General features: G+C 69.2%; 24 protein-coding genes. 19 read left to right on the forward strand and 5 right to left on the reverse strand.

What is annotated here, in order from left to right; translation table 11 throughout:
- Positions 1–20: 20 nt before the first annotated feature.
- The gene (locus H9Y04_RS18840; protein ID WP_187815028.1) at positions 21–2,138 is read right to left on the reverse strand and encodes an InlB B-repeat-containing protein; all 2,118 of its coding nucleotides are present in this window, start codon (positions 2,136–2,138) and stop codon (positions 21–23) included.
- A gap of 270 nt (positions 2,139–2,408) precedes the next feature.
- On the opposite strand from H9Y04_RS18840, the gene H9Y04_RS18845 reads away from it, so the two are divergent.
- From H9Y04_RS18845 to H9Y04_RS18870, 6 genes are all read left to right on the forward strand, one after another.
- On the forward strand, positions 2,409–2,774 hold the full coding sequence (locus H9Y04_RS18845) for a hypothetical protein (protein ID WP_236070970.1): 366 nt from the start codon (positions 2,409–2,411) through the stop codon (positions 2,772–2,774).
- Positions 2,775–2,871: 97 nt separating this feature from the next.
- The gene (locus tag H9Y04_RS18850) at positions 2,872–3,387 is read left to right on the forward strand and encodes an ANTAR domain-containing protein (RefSeq protein ID WP_236070971.1); all 516 of its coding nucleotides are present in this window, start codon (positions 2,872–2,874) and stop codon (positions 3,385–3,387) included.
- Complete coding sequence (locus tag H9Y04_RS18855) at positions 3,384–3,740, forward strand: PRC-barrel domain-containing protein (protein ID WP_187815029.1); 357 nt, start codon at positions 3,384–3,386, stop codon at positions 3,738–3,740. Before H9Y04_RS18850 ends, H9Y04_RS18855 begins: the two co-directional genes overlap by 4 nt.
- A 25-nt stretch (positions 3,741–3,765) precedes the next feature.
- Positions 3,766–4,194, forward strand: a complete 429-nt coding sequence (locus H9Y04_RS18860; protein WP_308801023.1) for an ANTAR domain-containing protein — start codon at positions 3,766–3,768, stop codon at positions 4,192–4,194.
- A 273-nt stretch (positions 4,195–4,467) separates the two neighbouring features.
- Positions 4,468–6,786: a SpoIIE family protein phosphatase gene (locus H9Y04_RS18865; RefSeq protein WP_187815030.1), complete on the forward strand. Its 2,319-nt coding sequence runs from the start codon at positions 4,468–4,470 to the stop codon at positions 6,784–6,786.
- 70 nt (positions 6,787–6,856) lie between these two features.
- On the forward strand, positions 6,857–7,339 hold the full coding sequence (locus H9Y04_RS18870; RefSeq protein ID WP_187815031.1) for a hypothetical protein: 483 nt from the start codon (positions 6,857–6,859) through the stop codon (positions 7,337–7,339).
- A 777-nt stretch (positions 7,340–8,116) separates the two neighbouring features.
- On the opposite strand, the gene H9Y04_RS18875 is transcribed toward H9Y04_RS18870, so the two are convergent.
- The 4 genes from H9Y04_RS18875 to H9Y04_RS18890 form a co-directional block, all read right to left on the reverse strand.
- On the reverse strand, positions 8,117–8,254 hold the full coding sequence (locus H9Y04_RS18875) for a hypothetical protein (protein WP_187815032.1): 138 nt from the start codon (positions 8,252–8,254) through the stop codon (positions 8,117–8,119).
- Positions 8,255–9,029: 775 nt separating this feature from the next.
- Complete coding sequence (locus H9Y04_RS18880; RefSeq protein WP_187815033.1) at positions 9,030–9,509, reverse strand: NUDIX domain-containing protein; 480 nt, start codon at positions 9,507–9,509, stop codon at positions 9,030–9,032.
- A gap of 22 nt (positions 9,510–9,531) precedes the next feature.
- Positions 9,532–9,741: a bacteriocin immunity protein gene (locus tag H9Y04_RS18885; protein WP_187815034.1), complete on the reverse strand. Its 210-nt coding sequence runs from the start codon at positions 9,739–9,741 to the stop codon at positions 9,532–9,534.
- Entirely contained in the window at positions 9,738–10,196 is a 459-nt protein-coding gene (locus tag H9Y04_RS18890; protein WP_187815035.1) for an NUDIX domain-containing protein, read from the reverse strand. Before H9Y04_RS18890 ends, H9Y04_RS18885 begins: the two co-directional genes overlap by 4 nt.
- Before the next feature lie 18 nt (positions 10,197–10,214).
- On the opposite strand from H9Y04_RS18890, the gene H9Y04_RS18895 reads away from it, so the two are divergent.
- The 13 genes from H9Y04_RS18895 to H9Y04_RS18955 all read left to right on the forward strand — a co-directional run bounded on the left by H9Y04_RS18895 (position 10,215) and on the right by H9Y04_RS18955 (position 17,822).
- Entirely contained in the window at positions 10,215–10,994 is a 780-nt protein-coding gene (locus H9Y04_RS18895) for a GntR family transcriptional regulator (protein WP_187815036.1), read from the forward strand.
- A gap of 136 nt (positions 10,995–11,130) precedes the next feature.
- A complete protein-coding gene (locus H9Y04_RS18900) occupies positions 11,131–11,469 on the forward strand; it encodes an SCO3933 family regulatory protein (RefSeq protein WP_187815037.1) in 339 nt (112 codons plus the stop codon).
- A gap of 6 nt (positions 11,470–11,475) precedes the next feature.
- Positions 11,476–12,849: an FtsK/SpoIIIE domain-containing protein gene (locus tag H9Y04_RS18905; RefSeq protein ID WP_187815038.1), complete on the forward strand. Its 1,374-nt coding sequence runs from the start codon at positions 11,476–11,478 to the stop codon at positions 12,847–12,849.
- A gap of 85 nt (positions 12,850–12,934) precedes the next feature.
- The gene (locus H9Y04_RS18910) at positions 12,935–13,126 is read left to right on the forward strand and encodes a hypothetical protein (RefSeq protein WP_187815039.1); all 192 of its coding nucleotides are present in this window, start codon (positions 12,935–12,937) and stop codon (positions 13,124–13,126) included.
- 5 nt (positions 13,127–13,131) lie between these two features.
- Positions 13,132–13,293: a hypothetical protein gene (locus H9Y04_RS18915; RefSeq protein ID WP_187815040.1), complete on the forward strand. Its 162-nt coding sequence runs from the start codon at positions 13,132–13,134 to the stop codon at positions 13,291–13,293.
- Positions 13,294–13,365: 72 nt separating this feature from the next.
- Complete coding sequence (locus H9Y04_RS18920) at positions 13,366–14,007, forward strand: DUF2637 domain-containing protein (RefSeq protein ID WP_187815041.1); 642 nt, start codon at positions 13,366–13,368, stop codon at positions 14,005–14,007.
- A 21-nt stretch (positions 14,008–14,028) separates the two neighbouring features.
- A complete protein-coding gene (locus H9Y04_RS18925; RefSeq protein WP_187815042.1) occupies positions 14,029–14,220 on the forward strand; it encodes a mobile element transfer protein in 192 nt (63 codons plus the stop codon).
- Between the two features lie 29 nt (positions 14,221–14,249).
- Positions 14,250–14,429, forward strand: coding sequence for a hypothetical protein (locus tag H9Y04_RS18930; protein WP_187815043.1), 180 nt, complete (start codon positions 14,250–14,252; stop codon positions 14,427–14,429).
- A gap of 22 nt (positions 14,430–14,451) precedes the next feature.
- The gene (locus H9Y04_RS18935) at positions 14,452–14,790 is read left to right on the forward strand and encodes a SpdD-like protein (protein ID WP_187815044.1); all 339 of its coding nucleotides are present in this window, start codon (positions 14,452–14,454) and stop codon (positions 14,788–14,790) included.
- A gap of 89 nt (positions 14,791–14,879) precedes the next feature.
- The gene (locus H9Y04_RS18940) at positions 14,880–15,092 is read left to right on the forward strand and encodes a hypothetical protein (RefSeq protein WP_187815045.1); all 213 of its coding nucleotides are present in this window, start codon (positions 14,880–14,882) and stop codon (positions 15,090–15,092) included.
- Positions 15,089–16,450 carry a replication initiator gene (locus H9Y04_RS18945; RefSeq protein WP_308801024.1) on the forward strand — a complete coding sequence of 454 codons (1,362 nt, stop codon included), beginning with the start codon at positions 15,089–15,091 and terminating at the stop codon, positions 16,448–16,450. The genes H9Y04_RS18940 and H9Y04_RS18945 overlap by 4 nt, the downstream gene beginning before the upstream one ends.
- Entirely contained in the window at positions 16,447–16,635 is a 189-nt protein-coding gene (locus tag H9Y04_RS18950; protein ID WP_187815046.1) for a helix-turn-helix domain-containing protein, read from the forward strand. Before H9Y04_RS18945 ends, H9Y04_RS18950 begins: the two co-directional genes overlap by 4 nt.
- Complete coding sequence (locus H9Y04_RS18955; protein ID WP_187815047.1) at positions 16,635–17,822, forward strand: site-specific integrase; 1,188 nt, start codon at positions 16,635–16,637, stop codon at positions 17,820–17,822. Before H9Y04_RS18950 ends, H9Y04_RS18955 begins: the two co-directional genes overlap by 1 nt.
- Positions 17,823–17,842: the final 20 nt, after the last annotated feature.

The raw sequence follows: 17,842 nt of genomic DNA on the forward strand, positions 1-17,842 counted from the left end.
CTTCCCTCGTACGTACGCCGTCAGTCCCTGCCGCCCTGGCACCCGCATCGGAACACGGCCGTCAGCGTGTGGTCCCGTTCGTCGAGCAGGAGCGTGGTCTCGCCCATGCCCTTCTCCTCGTCGCCGCCGTACGGCTTCCCGTCGAGGATCCAGTCGACGAAGACATGACCGGGTTCGGGGACGGCCGTGACGTGGAGGGTGTCGCCCTCCGCGTACGGACCCGGCTCCGAGATGCTCAGCGTGCCCTTGCCCGCCGTCCGCAGGCTCACCTTCTGGTCCCGCGGTTCGAAGACCGCGGTCAGGGCCATGTCGTCCGCGCCCACGTCGAGCGCGACCGTGTCGTCCTCACCGGCGTACGACCCGTCCAGCTGCCAGCCCGCGAACCGCCACCCGGGCGCCGCCTCCGCCTCGTACAGGAGGTCGGTCCCTTCGAGCACGCCACCGTCCGGCTGGATGCCGCGGCGGCCGGACTTGCGGACGACCTTGCCCTTGCCCTTGGCCTTCGCGGAGACCTTCGAGGTGGGCGCCTTGCCCTTGCGGAAGACGGCGGTCAGCGTCCGGTCCCCGGTCATCGGCACACGCGCGGTGGCCGCCTTGCCCGGCAGCCGCTTGCCGTCGAGGACCCAGTGGTCGAAGACGAAGCCCTCGGCGGCGTTCGCGGTGAAGGCCGCGCTGGAGCCCGGCAGATACGGACCGGGCCGCGCGGGGGTGACGTATCCCGTCTTCGTGGGGTGCCCCGCGGCCTTGACCGCGCACAGCGAGGGCGCGCTGCGGGCCGCGCGGTAGCCGGCGACCGCCTTGGCGGTGCGGGTGAACACATCGACCGTGTCCGCCTCATTGCGCTTGCCGAGCGGCACCCCGAGCGCCTCGCCGCGGTAGCGCTGGCGCGGGGTCTCGAAGTGGTTGATGCGGTGGCAGCGGCCCTTCGTGGCGCGCCGGCACCCCGACTCGTACGCCATGATCGTGGACCAGTCGCCGTCGCGCGGGAAGTAGCCGTTGGCGCCGTACGGCGGGGGCTGCACGGGCTGGGTGGCGCGGTCGTGCGAGGCGCCCAGGTTGTGGCCGATCTCGTGGCCGAAGGAGTAGTGGCCGATCGCGCTCTGCGCCACGACCGAGAAGCCGAAGTTCGTCGTACGGGGTCCCGGCGCCGGCGGGACGTAGCCGAGGCCGCCGTACTGCTGGCCGGCGGCGAGCACGGACACCAGGTCGGCCCCGGACTTGTCGCGCAGACCGTGCAGGTGGTCGGCCACCTTGTCGGCGGGATCGGCGATCGCCCGCAGCAGCGGCTGGCCGATGGTGTCCAGACCGCCCGGCAGCTTCCCGACGGGTGCGGTGTGCACCAGGCGCAGCCGCACCTTGGCACCGCTGTCGGCGAAGGCGTCGTTGGCCAGGGCGACGGCGCGGGCGGCCTGGGTGCGGATCTGCTTCTCGCCGCGCGCCTCCTTGAGTGCCCCCGGTGTGTAGCCGATCAGGACGTCGAGGACATGGATGCCCTTGGTGCCCTTGCACTTCGGCCCGACGAGCGGAGGCCCGGGCGCCGGCGCGGACCGTACGGGCGGCGCCGCGGGCGGCGGGTCGAGCGGGGGCTCGTCCTCCTCGGCCATCGGCGTCAGCTCGCTGATCGTCACCTGGCCCGGGCCCGCGGGCACCACGGCGTAGGCGCTGCCGCCCAGCATGAACTGGGCGCCGAGCAGCGCGTCCTCGGTGCTCCCGTCGCAGCCGCTCTCCAGCGTGACCAGGACGTCCTGGCCCTCGGCGCCCGCCACGGTGCCGGACCACATCAGCCGGCCGTCCTCGGTGGCGCGCGACTCCTCCACCACCTGCACCGTGGTGTCGTCGAACAGCGGGAAGACCACCTCGCGCACCGGCCCGCGCCCGCACAGCGCGTCCACGGCGGACGGCGCCACCCGGGCGGTCCGCGCACGGACCGCCTCCTCGCCGATCTCGTCGCTGCTCACCGGGGCGTCGGCGGCCGACGGCGGGGTGAGCACCGCGTACGCCGCGCCCCGGCCGCCGGACTCGTCGCCGCCGTCGTCACCGCTCGCGGTGCCGGTGACGCCGAACACCACCGACACGGCGAGCGCCGCACCGGTCCATCTGTATCGCGTATCCCGGGAACCCCGAGTGCTTCGCGCCATGTGCTGTCTCCGCTGTCCGTATCCCCACGGCTTGTCTGACGATCTGTCAAATCAAGGCATGGGTTCCTTGTACGGAGCGGCGCTTCACGCGCGGTACGGGAGTGTCACCCGGGTGCCGTGCGGGGGGAGGCGTACGGGTTCGCGTCATTCGGTCGTCCGGTTGTCCAGTCGTCCGTACGATTCCGTGCCCGTCCTGTTGCCGGCCGACCCCGGACGGGCATGGACGCCGCGCCCTGCGCCTATCGACAACCTCCGTGCAGGACTACGCTGTTGAGTGCAGCCCCAGTCCTCGGCGGCAACCCATCTCTCCTCGACCTCGTGACGTCGATCGAGCGGGGGAGACCCTTCGCGCCGGGGAGGCCCGCCGTGGTCCTGTTGCTCGCCGTCCTCGCCCTCGCCTTGTTCGGTCTGGGCTTCGTGAACTCCCTCTGGTGGCTGTTCGCCGTCGCGCTGGTCTTCGCGTACGTCCATTACGGCCGTGGCGGAGCGGGGCGCCCCGGTCGCGACGAGGGTCCCGCGTACAGGGAGTACCGGGATGCCCGCGACCGCGAGGAACGCTGGTCCCGTCGCTATGGGAGCCGGCGCCGCGGCCGCTGGCTGCGCCAGGACCGTCGCGACCGCCTGCACCATCGCTAGGCCGGGTGTCGTGAACCAGATGGTCAGGAGACGGGTGTCGTGAACCAGATGGTCAGGAGACGGGTGCCGTGAACCAGACGGTCAGGAGACGGGCGTGATGAGCCAGACGGTCAGGACCAGGGAAGACCGCAACCGGACGATCAAAATGCGGGAAGACCGCCACCGGACGGTCAGGATCCGGGACGACCGCAACCGGACGGTCGAGATCAGGGAAGACCGATGGGCCTTGAAGGCCGAGGTGGCCTGGGGAGACAGGGCCCCGGCGCAGACCATCGGCTTGCTGCGTGCGGAGAACGAGACCTTGCGCAGAGCGCTGGCGGGCCACGCGCTGATCGACCAGGCGCGCGGCATGGTGATGGTTCTGACGCCCTGCTCCCGCGGGGAGGCCAGAAGCCTGCTGGTGGATGTGGCACGGCAGAGCGGCCTCAAACTCCGCGAGGTGGCCGCGGCCTTCGTGGCCACCTCGGACGGGACGCAACTGCCCCGCCGCCTGCACCCCGCACTGTGCAGGGCGCTGCAACGGCTGCACGCCGCACAGCGCCGAGCACCTGACCGCCGAGCACCTGGCCGCCGAGCATCGGGCGACCCTCACGGAAGGGCCGGAAGAACATGATCCGCACAGCTGACATCCGCGAGTGGCGCGACCGTGCTGTCGTGGACACCGAGGGACACAAGATCGGCGTACTCGAAGCGGTGTACGTGGACACCACCACCGACGAGCCCGCCATGGCCACCGTGCGCACCGGACTGCCGACCCGCCACCGGCTGTTCTTCGTCCCCCTCGACGAGGCCGTCGCCGGGCCGGACCGGCTGACCGTGCGGTACGCCAGGTCCCTGGTGCGCCGGGCCCCTTCGATCGGCACGGACGACATCCTGCCCGCCGAGCAGGAGGCGGCGATCTTCCAGCACTACGGCCTCACCTACCAGCCCGGCGCGGGCGGCGAGAGGCAACTCGCCCGCCGCTGACCACCTGTGTGTCGAGGGGCGGATCGTGCAGCAGGCGACCACAGTCCACGAAGCCCGGCAGGCGCCCAGCACTGAACTGGTTGCGACGCTGCGGGAGCCGGCGGCTGAAGCAGGTGAACTGCGTTCGGAGGCAGATGAACTGCGTTCGGAGGCAGATGTACTGCGCGCCGAGGCACATGAACTGCGCGTCGAGAACGAGCAGTTGCGCCGCGCGCTGAACAGTCGCGCGGTGATCGACCAGGCGCGCGGCATGCTGATGGTCCTGGCGCCGTGTTCCAGCGAGCGGGCCTGGAGTCTGCTGGTGGATGTATCCCAGCACGGCAACGTCAGACTCCGGGTCGTAGCAGCCGCCCTGGTCGCCACAGCGGAGGGCGAGGCGTTCCCGGACCACCTGCGGCGCGAGCTGCGCGGCGCGCTGCGGCGTCTGCACGCGACCGAGCGTCGTGACGGGTAACCGGCCTGCTGGGACGGGTAACGGGCCTGCCGGGACGGTAACGGGCCTGCCGCGACGAGCACCCGGACGCCGCGACGGGTGAGGGACCCGCCGTGACGGGTGACGGATCCGTCGTGACGGGTGAGGGACCCGCCCCGACGGACAGCGCCATGCGATCGCAAGTGGGCAGGTTCCGCCGCTACGGAGCCAGTAAGCGGCATATGCCGATGGATGCGGTCCGGTTGCGGTGAGATGGCCCGGTCCACTGTGGCGGATCAGCGAATTGGGGCCGATATGGGCGACACGATCAGAGCATCGGTCCCGGACGGGCCCGGAGTCACCGGGAGCACACGCGACCACTGCGTCGTCCGGCCCCGTACGGAAGAGCCGCCGCACGTCGAGAACCGGTTCCGGGGTCTCCTCGAAGCGGCCCCGGACGCCATGGTGATCGTCGACGACGCCGGAACGATCAGACTCGTCAACGCCCAGACGGAGACCCTCTTCGGCTACCAGCGCGAGGAACTCCTCGGCCACCCGGTCGAGATGCTCATCCCCGGCCGGTTCCGTGCCCAGCACGGCGTCCACCGCGACGAGTACGCCGTGACGAGGCAGGTGCGGCCGATGGGGGCCGGTCTCGAACTGCACGGTCTGCGCAGGGACGGCAGTGAGTTCCCGGTCGAGATCAGCCTCAGCCCGCTGGAGACCGCCGACGGCCTCCTCCTGTCCGCCGCCGTCCGTGACGTCAGCGAACGCAAGGCCGCCGAGGAACGTTTCCGCAGCCTCCTGGAGTCCGCGCCGGACGCCATGGTGATCGTCGACGACGCCGGGACGATCAAGCTGGTCAACGCGCAGACCGAGACCCTGTTCGGCTATCCGCGGGCCGAACTCCTGGGCCGCCCGGTCGAGTTCCTCGTCCCCGAACGGTTCCGCGCCCATCACATGATGCACCGCGCCGGCTACGACTCGAACCGGCAGGTGCGGCCGATGGGAGCCGGTCTCGAACTGCACGGTCTGCGCAAGGACGGCAGCGAGTTCCCGGTCGAGATCAGCCTCAGCCCCCTGGAGACCGCCGACGGCCTCCTCGTCTCCGCCGCCGTCCGCGACGTCAGCGAACGCAAGGCCGCCGAGGCCCGTATCAACGAACTCGCCGCACTCGTCGAGTCCTCGCAGGACGCCATCCTCGCCAAGACCCTCGACGGCCGCATCACCTACTGGAACGCCGCCGCCCACCGGCTGTACGGCTACACGGCCGAGGCCGCCATCGGCCGGCACGTGTCGATGCTGGCCTCTCCCGAGCGCAAGGACGAGATCACCCAACTCCTCGAGCGGCTGCGCGAAGGCGAGAAGATCGAGCACTTCGAGACACTCCGGCTGACACGGACCGGCACCATGCTCGACGTCGACGTCACCCTGTGGCCCACCCGCGACTCGCGCGGCAAGGTCATCGGAGCCTGCGCCATCGTGCGCGACGTCACCGAGCGCAAGCGGGCCGAGGCCGAACTGACCACCCTGTACGAACAGCAGAAGCACATCGCCCTGACGCTGCAGCGCAGCCTCATGGGTACACCGCCGTCCATCCCCGGCCTGGACGCGGCCAGCCGCTATCTGCCCGCCACGCAGGGCGCGGGCGTGGGCGGTGACTGGTTCGACCTGATCCCGCTGGGGGCCGGACGGGTCGGTGTCCTGATCGGCGATGTCATGGGCCGCGGTCTGGAAGCGGCCTCCGTGATGGGGCAGTTGCGCTCCGCGGCCCACGCCCTGGCCAAGACCGGTATGCAGCCCCGCCAGCTCATGCAGGCCCTGGACGCGGTCGTCGCGGATCTCAACGTCCCCGACCAGCTCGTCACTTGCTGCTACCTGGTCATCGACCCGGACGTCGGCTCCGTGACGACCTGCTCGGCCGGCCATCTGCCCACCCTCGTCACCGGCCCCGGCGGCAGCACCCGCAGACTCCCCGTACCCGTCAACGCACCGCTCGGCGTCGGCGACGTCCTCTACCAGCAGTCCTTCACCGCGATTCCGCCCGGCGCCATCCTCGTCCTGTACACCGACGGCGTGGTCGAGACCCCGGGCAGCGACATCGAGTGTCAGATCGACCGCCTGACCGGGGTCCTGGACGACGCCTTCCTCTCCGATACGAGCCTGGAAGCGGCGGCCGACCACGTCCTGGCCGCGCTGCTCCCCGACGCCGAGGGCCACAACGACGACGTCACGCTGCTCCTCGCCCAGCTCCCCGCCGCCCCGCTGGCCACCGCCACGGTGGAGCTGCCGGCCACGCCGAGCGCGGTGTCCGAGGGCCGCGGCTTCGTGGTGAAGGCCCTCACCTCCTGGGACTGCGCCCACAAGGCCGACGACGCCCGGCTCCTGGTCTCGGAGGTCCTCACCAACGCGGTCCAGCACGCGGAGGGCCCGCTCGTCCTCCACCTGCGCCGCTCCGCCACCGAACTCGCCGTGGAAATCAGCGACTTGAGCCCACACCTGCCCCAGCCCCGCCTGGCCGCCGAGGACGAGGAATCCGGCCGCGGCCTCATCCTCGTCGACACCCTCGCGGACAGCTGGGGCGTCCGGCCGACGGACCAGGGGAAGACGACCTGGTTCGCGCTCAGGCTGTGAGCAGCGGCCCGAGGACACACATGAACAGGTAAGGCATCCACCTGTCAGTACTCCATGACACTGTGCCGTCATGACGACCACGACGGAGCTCACGCTCTTCGCCGACTACCACCAGATACACGTCTGCGACGCCGACTCGGACGGCGATCTCGGCGATGCGTGGACAGAACAAGCAGTTGCCGATCAGCTCGCGGTCGCGCGGGATGCGCTGGGCATCGGCACCACGGTCGACGTCAATGTGTCCGTCACCGTCACAGTCCTGCCGCAGGAACCGATCGACGACAGTGCGGAGTTCGACCACGTCGTCGAGGCCGGCCTCCATGTATCGGCCGGCCGCCTGATGATCCTGGGCTGCACCGATTACGGCCCCGACGCGGCAACTTTCCCGGTGCGGCCGGGCTGGAATCGCGTCCGCGCCTCCCGGAGCAACCTGGCTCGCGCAGCCCGGGCCGACATCGACTCCGACGAGACCCCCGAAACGACCGAGAAGATCCGCATACAGGTCTGGCCGGCCCCCGAACTTCCCCCAAAGATCACAAAACGGTGGTCATGACGGTCGGAGACCCGTTCCCGCCCGGAACTCGGTCACGCAGCCGGACGCACGCAGAGACAGGTCTCGCCGGGTGTGGCGGGGGCTTGGGGAGCGATTCTGCTCCCCAACGGCTCCCACGGGGCATGACGGCGACGACATGCGTCCTTGCGCCGGTTGTACGTATGGGCGTCCGGTCGGCGTCCCCAACCGCCGACCGGACACCGGCACCCTCAGGCCGCCAGAGCGCGGGAGCACTGGCGGACAGGAGAAGGCCCCTCGGTTCGGTCTTCGTTGACGTGTCAGCTTGGCCAGGGCGTGTGATAGCCGAGCCGCATGTGTCCGTCCGGGGTGCGGTGCAACTGCAGACCCGCCGCGCCGATGGCGCCGCCACCCCGCCCCTCACCCGGCTCATCGGCCTCAATCCAGAAGCTCGAAGCCTCGTACGGAACCTGACCACCCTGGACTGACGGGCGCTCGCCCCTCGGGCCAAGACGGGAGCCGTTCTGGGAGCCGCATCCCGAAGTCGGCTCCCAGAACGGCTCCCAAGATGGCCCCCAACGCACATCAGGCCCGGTACTGATCTCTCAGTACCGGGCCTGACCTGGTGTTTCAGCTGTCGGGGTGGCGGGATTTGAACCCACGACCTCTTCGTCCCGAAGCAACTTGGGTGGGGGCGCTGCCTTGGGCTGGTGCATCTCTCACCTGCGCCGATGGTCCGCGGACGTTCGGGCTCGTCTGCCGATGTCCGTGGGCGTTGTCACGCACTTAGACACTCACCCGACGCTACTTGATCGCGGTCTAGCGCATTGCCGTGATCAGCGCAGCAATGCCGATCAGGAGAGTTCCAATGCCTGTCATGATCGGGGCCATCTTGCCTATGGCATGCCTGGCCGGTCCGCTAGGCTCGCGCTCGGCAGGGGTGGTCGGTGTTTCCATGTCACTCCTCGCTTGGCGCATCTTTGTGAGATGCGTGTGAAGCCCCGTCCGGGTCTGGCGAGACAATGCGGGCGGGGCTCTTTATGGCCACGGAACGTATCAGCAACCGGTTCAGGCGAAAGTACGCAGAAGCTTGTTTCGGCTTTCGTGAGCGTCTCATGGCGCGACGCTCATTTGCTTTCTAGATCAGAAACTCCCGGTGCTCTCACCTGCGCCTTTCCATCCTTGGCATATGCCCCGAGCCGGACTGGGTGCTCCCCGAGCCGGACTGGGTGCTCCCCGAGCCGGACTGGGTGCTCCTTGAGCCGGACTGGGTGCTCCCTGAGCCGGACTGTGCCGCCAAAGAGACCATCACGTATGGGCCGATATCGGGCGGCGTGCAAAATCGTGAATGGCTTGTTCTGTGCGGTAGTGCTGAGCTCAATCGACAGGTCGGTGGAGCGGCTTTGGGCTGGAGCTGCTTTGGGGCGAGTGATCATGGCCCCTTACGCTCGCCGCGATTCGGGCAGTCTCTGGACCTGCCCGCAATAGCCCGAATCGGGGCCATGATCTTAGAGGCTCGCCCCAAAGTGGCTGCGTAAAGCCGCGGAGCCGACCGCCCCAGCCCCGTGCCGGCCGTTTGTACCTCTCCGTTGGCGCCCTCGCCGAGCGCGCCGCGGGGCGCGGTCGCCGGTGGCGAAGACATGGAGGCGGGCCGCGCCGAGAGCGGCGCGCGCCCCGCGTGCGGGGCGCCTTGAACTCGTAGAGAAGGTTTTTACTCAAGCACCGGTTCCGGCTACGGGGCTGCGGGCGTCTGGCCGTGTTCGAGATAGACCGGCGCTGCCGAAGTCCGGGCTGCGATGGCCGCGTGAATGCGTCGGGCCAACCGCGGGATCGTGCGCTCGTTGATCTCGGCAGGGTCCAGGAAGCTGAAGCTCGTCAGCTCGTCGGGCTGAAGCGTGATCCGGTCCAGGTCTTCGGCGCTGAGCTCGCCGCCGTCGAAGAGGTAGAGGACCTTGTCGCCCTCGTTGCCGTTCGGTGCCCAGTCGACCGCGAGGAGTCGGCCTAGTGGCGGAGTGATCCCGAGCTCTTCGCGGACTTCGCGGGCTGTGGCCTGGAGCGGGGACTCGCCCGTCTCGACGTAGCCGCCGGGGATGTCCCAGTAGTCCTTGTAGGACGGCTCGACCATGAGTACGCGCCCGCTCTGGTCAAAGAAGAGCGCACCCGCGGCCATGCGCGGATGCGCCATATTCGCTTCGTGCTCGTTGACTGCCATGCAGCCGAGCGTATCGATGCAGCTAGAGAGCGAACGGCTCGTACGCCAAAGCGCGGTCAACGACCTTCTCGGGTGTCTGCTCTGGGTCAAAGTCCCAGAAGATGTAGTCGCTGACGTGAGGGCAGACGAGTCCTCGTTCCAGAGCCTCTATCGCCGCAGAGTCTTCAGCTTCAGTTCCGAAGCCTCCGTTCATGAGGCGCTCCACGATCTCGATGGCCTCGGTTCTGGTCATGTGAGGCGTCGCCCATCGTGCGTGCGCACCTGGGGCCCGTCCTCGCGCAGCGCGTCCAGCACGCGTACCGAGTAGACCTCGCCCATACGCTCGGAGACCTCGGCAGGTGTCAGCCAGTCGACAGCGATCGACTCGTCTGAGAGCTGCGCCTGCCCGCCCTCGGGACGGCACCGGAAGACCAGGGCCACGATTCCCCGCGACGTGTTCTTGTAGACCCCAGTCAGGCGCTCGACCTCGACCTTGATCCCGGTCTCCTCGTAGACCTCACGACGTACGCCCTCCTCGGGCGCCTCGGCCAGTTCGAGCACGCCGCCTGGTGGTTCCCAAGTCCCGTTGTCCGCACGCTTGATCGCCAGAATGCGACCGTCCTCGCGTACGACGGTGCCTGCCACAGACACCGAGTGGAGCGGCGTTGACCTTTCATCGTGGGCACTGTTACTCATGTACAGGAGCATAGAAGGAAGAGAAGGACTATGACGAGTGCAGTAGGAGAGAAATCGGCGAAGCCGAAGTACCTCCAGATCGCCGACGATCTAGAGCAGGACATCAGGACCGGCGTGCTTGCCCCTGCTGCCGATGTGCCCAGTGAGGCCGCGCTCATGGATCGGTACAAGGTCTCGTCTGGCACGGTGCGTAAGGCCATTGCTGAACTGCGTGCGCTCGGACTCATTGAGACGCACCACGGCAAGGGCTCGACTGTGAAGTCCCGGCCGCCCGTCACGCGCAAGTCCTCGGACCGGTTCAGGCGTTCGCACCGAAAGGCCGGTAAGGCTGCGTACCTCGCCGAGACGGAACAGGCCGGAGTGAAGGCGGACGTGCGGGTCCTGTCGGTCGGCCCTGTTGCGGCTCCTGCGGAAATCGCGAAGCGGCTGGCCGTGAAGGAGGGCGCGAAGGTGCTCGCCCGTCGGCGGCTCTACTTCAGCGACGGCACCCCGACCGAGGAGGCGACCTCGTACCTGCCCTGGGATGTCGCGCGCGACATCCCCGAGCTGTTCGAGCACAACCCGGGCGGTGGCGGTATCTACGCCAGGCTTGAGGAGCACGGCCACGAACTCGCCGAGTTCACCGAGACCGTACAGGCGCGTCTGGCGACCAAGCAGGAGGTGAGCGCGCTGAGCCTCAGTCCCGGTTCGCCCGTGATCCACCTGACACGGAACGCGGTGACCACGGAGGACCGCGTCGTTGAGGTCTGCGACACCGTGATGGCCGCTGACCAGTTCGTTCTCGACTACCGGATCCCTGCTACGGATTGACGTTGCGTCAGCTCTGATCGACCCGCCAAGAATCTTCGGCTTGGCGGGTTGACTCATGTATAGGAGTTGGGCACTCTTATTCACATCACTCATATACATGAGTGACTGAGTCCAACTCATCTACAGGAGTCAGCTCATGCCGTCCTTCAAGATCGACACTTCGACCGCCGTCACGTTCATCGCGGTCGAGCCGAAGCCCAAGCTGAAGAACCGGCAGACCGGTGAGATCGCCATCGACATGGAGACCGGCGCGCAGATGATGACCGTTGGCCTGACGATCGCCGATGACGGCGAGGCGAACCTCTACACCGTCTCCGTCCCCGAGACCGGCATCCCCAAGGGGCTGACCCTCGGCATGCCCGTAAAGGTCGTCGGGCTCAAGGCCCGTGACTGGGAGAACGTGAGCGGCGGAGAGAAGCGGTTCGGCATCGCCTTCCGCGCGGTCGCCCTGGTCGCGCCGGGCAAGGAGGGCTAAGCCGCGATGGCCCCCGACCTGTGGCTGATCGTCTTAGCCGTGGCGTCCGTCGCGGCCCTGGTGCTGAAGTGGCGCCGCCCGGCCTGGTACTGGCTGACCTTCGGGATCGCGTTCGCGGTCCTGCGGGTCCTGATCCGGTACACGACCGTGATGGACGCCTGCCAGCTCACCGTCCCCGCCCCGCGCTGGCGGATCTGGCTCGCCCGGATGTTCAAGTGGCAGATACCCCGCCAACGCGCACCGAAGATCCTCCGGGTGCGCCCCACACGGACCGGGCTCCGGCTGCGGCTCAAGATGCGGCCCGGACAGGACGCCTTCGAGTTCTCCGCCGCCGCGGACCGGCTCCGGCACTCCTTCGCCGTGCAACAGGTGGTCTCCCGGGAAGTCCGTCCCAGCGTGGTCGAGTTGACCATGACCGGCTACGACGTGCTCAAGCGCGTACAGATGCCCGCCGCCGTTCCAGACCGTGATCTCCTCAAGGTCCCGGTGGCGTTGTGCGAGGACGGCACGATCCATCTGCGCGACTACCGGGCAGTGCCGCACTCGCTGAACCTGGGCGCCACCCAGTCCGGCAAGTCCGTCTACCAACGACAGCTGATCAAGGAACTTGCCGCACAGCCGGTGGCGTTGGTCGGGATCGACTGCAAACAGGGCGTTGAGCTCGCGCCGATGTCCCGCCGCTTCTCGGCCCTGGCCGACAACCCCGATGACGCGCTCGGCCTGCTCGAAGCGCTCGTGGACCGGATGAACGGGATCTACCAGCTCATCCGTGCCGAGCAGCGCATCAGCGCCGACGTCCCCGACGCGGAGATCACCGCGGACATCTGGGGCCTGCCCGAGACTCTGCGGCCTGTGCCGGTCGTGCTCACCATCGACGAAGTGGCCGAACTGGCGCTGTTCGCCTCGAAGGCAGACGAGAAGCGCCGGGACCGGATCATCACCGCTTTGGTCCGGCTCGTCCAGCTCGGCCGCGCCGCCGGGATCTACGTGGACATCTACGGGCAGCGCTTCGGCTCCGAGCTCGGCAACGGGATCACCATGCTGCGCGCTCAGCTCACCGGCCGCTCCTCGCACCGCGTCAATGACGAATCCAGCGCCAAGATGGCCTTCGGCGACATCTCCCCGCACGCGGTCTTCGCCACCACGCAGATCCCTAAGGAGCGCCCCGGCACGGCCGTGGTCGGCGACTCCACCGGCGGATGGATCCGCATCCGCACCCCGCACACCTCGCTCCGCTCTGCGGTCAACGCCTGCAACAAGCACGCGCATCTGACCCCCGACCTGCCCGAGCTCGCCGCGTTCCGGCCCGTCCTGCCCGCGGCCAAGCCGGTCGAAGTCCCGGCGCCCGCGGCCCCCGCTGAGGCCCCCGCCGCGGTCTGATCCACCCCTCGCTTCACGGTCGGCGCGACCGCTTCGCGCCAGGTCCCTACCCGAGCCATGCCCGAAACCCGAAGGAGATCGCTCCATGTGCGCCACCTGCCTTGACCTGCTGCGTACCGCCTCGATGATCGCGGTCCTGGACGACTACGCGAACGAGCCCGATGTGGACGAGGAGTTTGTCGACGTCCTCGCGTTCGGCCTGAACGCCTCGCTGTTCCTCGCCTACGACCCGACCGCCTACCCGCCCACGGGCCACACCTACCCGGCCACCGGGTGAGCGCCATGGCCGCGAAGAAGGCGCCTGCCGCGAAGAAGTGCCGCCCGTGCAAGGGCACCGGAGAGGTCTCCCGCCCGGTCGTCGTCGGCCGCAAGCGCCGCACCGTCGGCCACCAGACCGGCATGTGCCTGAACTGCTTCGGCACCGGCCAAGCGCCCACCGCCTGACCCGCCGTCGCCGGGCGCCCGGACCCGATCCCCGCCCGGCACGGCCCCAATCCCAAGGAAGGAGGACCCGAGATGCGCAACTCGCTTCGCTTCGACGCCGTGCTGATTCAGGCCGTGATTGCCGGGGCCTTGTCCTTCGCGCACCTGCATGACATCGCGGAAGCGGCCGGACAGCACGGCTGGAAGGCGTGGGCCTACCCGGTCTCTGTCGACTTGCTGCTTGTCGCCGCGTGGCGCCGTCTTCGGCAGGGCCGTACGCCGCGGCTGGCCTGGTGCTGGTTCCTGATCGCGCTGTTCGCCTCGCTCGGCGCGAACGTCGCCACCGCCGGGTTCCTCGACCTCGACCACGCCCCGGCCTGGCTGCGGTTCCTCGTCGCCGGATGGCCTGCGCTCGCGTTCCTCGGCGGCACCCTGCTCGCCCACGGCACCGACCCCGAGTCCAAGCGCGAGACCGCCGTGCCGGCCGAATTCGCAGCCCCCGCGGAATCCGCGCCTGAGCCCGTTCCTGCCGTGGTCGACGTGCCCGATCCGGCTCGGCAGCTGCCACCGGCCAAGCCCGCGGTAAACGTCCCGCCCGCGCTCGTGGACCACGCCCGCAAGGTCGCCGACGCCCACCGCGCTCGAACCGGCCACCCAATCGACACGGACACCCTGCGCACCCAGCTCGGTGTCCCCGCCCCGATGGCGTCCGCCATTGCGGCTCAACTCACCTGATCCCGAAGGAGAACACCCGTCATGCCCCTGCACCTGATCTTTCGCAAGCTGCGCCAGGTCGGCCCGATCACCATCGGCACCGGCATGGACCGCGACGGCCACATGACCTACATAGCGGCCTGCGGCGCCGAACGGTGCGGCTGGTCCGGCGAGTACACCACTGTCGCCGCCGCGAACGTCGCCGCCGAAGGCCACCGCTGCCGCGTCCGCTGACCCCACCCGACCCCGACAAGGAGCCCGTCATGGACGTGCCGTTCTGGTTCTTCATCACCGTCGTCGCCGTGATCGGCGTCAAGCTCGCCCGCCCGCCGCTCTGGCTGGTCCTGGTCCTGCTGATCGGCGGCTACCTGCTCGCAGGCAGCTTCCTCGCCCCGGCCATCGAGACCGGCACCGAATCCGGCGTCCAGATCACCAACCCCTGAACCACTGGAAGGAGTTCAGCTCATGTTCAAGCCCCACGTCCCGACCAACCCGATGCCGACCGGCGAGATCATCCCGGTTATCACCACTCTCGGACAGCCCCCGACCGTGCACCACGCACCGCCTCCCGCGCCCTGCGCCTGCCACCACCCGCACACCGCCCCGGCGAATGCTCCGGCCCGTACGGGGATGACCCCCGGAACCGTGATCGCGCTCGCCGCGGCCGGAACCGTCGGCGTCGTGGTGATCGGCGTGGTCCTGGTCTCAATGCTCCTCGCCGTCGCCATCGCGGGTGCCTCGCTCGCCGTCGTCGCGCTCGCGCTGCGCTCGGCCCTCGCTCCGCCGCCGTCGAAGCGACGTTGACCGGCCCCGGGACGGCCTCAACCGCCAAGTCTCCGCCGTCCCGGCGCCCAGCCCCTACCCGATCACTCAAACCGGAAGGAACAACCATCATGACCGACCACCAGAACCCTGCTGCCCGGATCTGCCCAGACTGCGATGGCTTCGCCTCCGTCGCCGTTACCCTGGGCGGCCGCAACCGGCTGGGCTTCCTCAACACCATCACCGCGCACTGCAAGCGTTGCGAGGGCACGGGCACCCTGCCCCCGCTCCGCACCCTCGTCGACGCCGCGGCCACCGCCGCCTTCGCCGGGGGCGCCAAGTGACCACCACTACGACTCAGGCCCCCGAGGCCAGAGCGCTCCGTGACCTGGCCGACCTCGCCTCACTCGGCCACCTGCCCGGCCTGGTACGCCAGTTGCAGGGCCTGGGCGGCTGCACCAACCCGATCCGCCTCGACGGCCACCGCACCGAGCACCCCATCGACACGACCACGGGGGAGCTGGGCCCGGCCGTGCGCCACCTGGCCGCGTCCGACCTCCCCGCCGGTCACCTCCTGGTCCGCTGCAACAACCGCCGCGCCACCCGCTGCGCCGCCTGCGCGGAGACCTACCGCCGCGACACCTACCAGCTCATCACCGCGGGCCTGAAAGGCGGCAAGGGCACCCCCGAGCAAGTCGCCACCCACCCACGGGTGTTCGCCACCTTCACCGCCCCTTCCTCCGGGCCCGTCCACAACCGCCCCGCCTCCGGCCGCTGCCGCTGCGGCACCCAGCACCCCGCCGACACGCCGGAGTTAGGGACCCCGCTCGACCCCGACACCTACGATTACGAGACCGCCGTCCTCTGGAACGCGCACGCCTCGAAGATCTGGGCCCGCTTCACGATCTACCTGCGCCGCGAGGTCGCCAAGCGCGCGGGCCTCACCCAGCGCGAGTTCGCCGAACACGCCCGCGTCTCCTTCGCCAAGGTCGCCGAATACCAGCGTCGCGGCGCGGTTCACTTTCACGCAGTGATCCGCCTCGACGGCCCCGACGGAGGTGACACCCCACCCCCGCACTGGGCGAGCGCCGAACTCCTCACCGACGCCATCCGTGCCGCTGCTCGAGTAGCGTCCGCGCCCGGTCCCGTCCTCCACGGCCGCGCCTACACCTTCATGTTCGGCACCCAGCTCGACGTCCGTCCGATCCGCTCGGCCGACTTCGCGGGCGGCACCGAGCTCACCGACCGGGCCGTCGCCGCGTACATCGCCAAGTACGCCACCAAGGGAGCCGAGACCACCACAGGCACCCTCGACCGCCCCCTCAAGTTCCTCGCCGAACTCGCTCAGCTCCGCATCAGCGAGCACGCCCGCCGCATGATCCGAACCGCATGGATCCTCGGCGCCCGTCCCGAGCTGGAAGACCTCCGCCTTCGCGCTTGGGCTCACATGCTCGGCTTCCGCGGCCACTTCTCCACCAAGACCCGCCGCTACTCGACCACCCTCGGAGCGCTCCGCCAGGCCCGAGCCGATTGGCGTCGCGCCCAATCCGAGTCCACCGTGCCGGCCGATTCCACTGCCGCTGAAGACACCACCCTCGTCCTCGCTCACTGGACCTACGCCGGGGTTGGCCTGTCCCGCGGCGAGGAATGGCTCTCCGCCGCTCATGCCCCTGCCACCGGCCTGGAAGGAGCCACAGCATGACCACCGCCGCTGTCCAGGTGCTGACCGTGAAAGAGGTCATGGTGCGGCTCAGGCTCGGACGCTCCAAGGTCTACGACCTGATCCGTACGAAGCGATTGCATTCCTACACCGAGGGCCGTGCCCGTCGAATCCCCGAGAGCTCGGTGGAGGACTACATCCGAGCTCGCCTTGAGGAGGCTGCCTGATGGCGACGCGACGCAGCCGTGGTGACGGCGGCCTCCACTGGGACGCCAAGCGCGAACGCTGGATCGCAACGGCGAGCCTCGGATTCGACCCGAGCGGCAAGCGGATCGTGAAGAGGGCCAGCGGCAAGACCAAGACCGCGGCCAAGGCCAAGCTCAAAGAGGTTCTGCGGGACTATGAGGACGGTCTCGCGATCGCGCCGACCGGCTACACGGTCAAGGACGCGGTGACCGACTGGCTTCGGTACGGCCTGGCCGGACGTGACGCCTCGACCGTCAAGACGCTCACCATCCTCTGCAACACCCACGTGATCCCTGCGCTCGGGTTTCGGAAGCTGCGGGACCTCAGCGCCGATGACGTGGACCGGTGGCTAGCGGAGAAGGCGAAGGTGCTCAGCACGCGTTCGCTGGAAGGCATCCGCTCTTGCCTGAACCGCGCGGTCAAGCGGGCCATGGCGCGGGACAAGGTGAAGCGGAACGTCGTAGAGCTGTGCTCGGTCCCCAAGGGACGCCCTGGCCGTGAGTCCAAGTCCCTCACGCTCAGGCAGGCGGAGGCGGTGCTCGTCGCTGCTGAGGACTCGCCGCTCTACGCGTACTTCGTCGTTTCCCTGCTGACCGGTGGCCGTACGGAGGAGATGCGCCCACTCCGCTGGGATCACGTGGACCTCGAAGGCGACCCGACCGCCGACCCCGCGGTTCCTCCGCACGTCGCGGTGTGGCGCTCGGTGCGAGCCACGGGAGACACCAAGACCCGGAAGTCCCGCCGGACCCTCGCCCTGCCCGGCCGAGCGATCGACGCCCTGAGGATCCAGTGGGAGCGGCAGGGCTGGCAGCGGGTGGCTGCTGGTGACGAGTGGCAGGAGACCGGTCTCGTCTTCACCTCGGCCGTGGGCACCGAGCTGGATGCCGCGAACGTCCGGAGGGAGTTCCGCAAGGTCCTCGCACAGGCCGCGAAGGTTCCTGGCATCGAGATCAAGCCGCATGAGTGGACGACGCGGGAGACCCGTACGTCCTTCGTCTCGATCCTGTCGGATCGTGGCATCCCGCTCGAAGAGATCTCGCGGCTGGTCGGCCACTCCAGTACGGCCGTCACGGAGGAGGTCTACCGGAAGCAGATCCGCCCGGTGATCCAGACGGGTGCCGTCGCCATGGATGGGATCTTCGGCAAGCCCCCGCCTCCGAAGCGGTAGTCACGCAGTTAGTCACGCAC

The sequence above is a fragment of the Streptomyces polyasparticus genome, from assembly GCF_014493765.1.
Taxonomy (GTDB): Bacteria; Actinomycetota; Actinomycetes; order Streptomycetales; family Streptomycetaceae; genus Streptomyces; species Streptomyces polyasparticus.

Bases quoted from the DNA above. Each gene is read 5' to 3' on its own strand.
- H9Y04_RS18895 (WP_187815036.1), top strand. From the start codon at position 10,215: ATGACGAGTGCAGTAGGAGAGAAATCGGCGAAGCCGAAGTACCTCCAG.
- H9Y04_RS18865 (WP_187815030.1), top strand. From the start codon at position 4,468: ATGGGCGACACGATCAGAGCATCGGTCCCGGACGGGCCCGGAGTCACC.
- H9Y04_RS18850 (WP_236070971.1), top strand. From the start codon at position 2,872: ATGAGCCAGACGGTCAGGACCAGGGAAGACCGCAACCGGACGATCAAA.
- H9Y04_RS18870 (WP_187815031.1), top strand. From the start codon at position 6,857: ATGACGACCACGACGGAGCTCACGCTCTTCGCCGACTACCACCAGATA.
- H9Y04_RS18840 (WP_187815028.1), bottom strand. From the start codon at position 2,138: ATGGCGCGAAGCACTCGGGGTTCCCGGGATACGCGATACAGATGGACC.
- H9Y04_RS18855 (WP_187815029.1), top strand. From the start codon at position 3,384: ATGATCCGCACAGCTGACATCCGCGAGTGGCGCGACCGTGCTGTCGTG.
- H9Y04_RS18940 (WP_187815045.1), top strand. From the start codon at position 14,880: ATGACCGACCACCAGAACCCTGCTGCCCGGATCTGCCCAGACTGCGAT.
- H9Y04_RS18935 (WP_187815044.1), top strand. From the start codon at position 14,452: ATGTTCAAGCCCCACGTCCCGACCAACCCGATGCCGACCGGCGAGATC.
- H9Y04_RS18930 (WP_187815043.1), top strand. From the start codon at position 14,250: ATGGACGTGCCGTTCTGGTTCTTCATCACCGTCGTCGCCGTGATCGGC.
- H9Y04_RS18875 (WP_187815032.1), bottom strand. From the start codon at position 8,254: ATGGAAACACCGACCACCCCTGCCGAGCGCGAGCCTAGCGGACCGGCC.
- H9Y04_RS18910 (WP_187815039.1), top strand. From the start codon at position 12,935: ATGTGCGCCACCTGCCTTGACCTGCTGCGTACCGCCTCGATGATCGCG.
- H9Y04_RS18900 (WP_187815037.1), top strand. From the start codon at position 11,131: ATGCCGTCCTTCAAGATCGACACTTCGACCGCCGTCACGTTCATCGCG.
- H9Y04_RS18905 (WP_187815038.1), top strand. From the start codon at position 11,476: ATGGCCCCCGACCTGTGGCTGATCGTCTTAGCCGTGGCGTCCGTCGCG.
- H9Y04_RS18885 (WP_187815034.1), bottom strand. From the start codon at position 9,741: ATGACCAGAACCGAGGCCATCGAGATCGTGGAGCGCCTCATGAACGGA.
- H9Y04_RS18880 (WP_187815033.1), bottom strand. From the start codon at position 9,509: ATGGCAGTCAACGAGCACGAAGCGAATATGGCGCATCCGCGCATGGCC.
- H9Y04_RS18890 (WP_187815035.1), bottom strand. From the start codon at position 10,196: ATGCTCCTGTACATGAGTAACAGTGCCCACGATGAAAGGTCAACGCCG.
- H9Y04_RS18915 (WP_187815040.1), top strand. From the start codon at position 13,132: ATGGCCGCGAAGAAGGCGCCTGCCGCGAAGAAGTGCCGCCCGTGCAAG.
- H9Y04_RS18955 (WP_187815047.1), top strand. From the start codon at position 16,635: ATGGCGACGCGACGCAGCCGTGGTGACGGCGGCCTCCACTGGGACGCC.
- H9Y04_RS18920 (WP_187815041.1), top strand. From the start codon at position 13,366: ATGCGCAACTCGCTTCGCTTCGACGCCGTGCTGATTCAGGCCGTGATT.
- H9Y04_RS18925 (WP_187815042.1), top strand. From the start codon at position 14,029: ATGCCCCTGCACCTGATCTTTCGCAAGCTGCGCCAGGTCGGCCCGATC.
- H9Y04_RS18950 (WP_187815046.1), top strand. From the start codon at position 16,447: ATGACCACCGCCGCTGTCCAGGTGCTGACCGTGAAAGAGGTCATGGTG.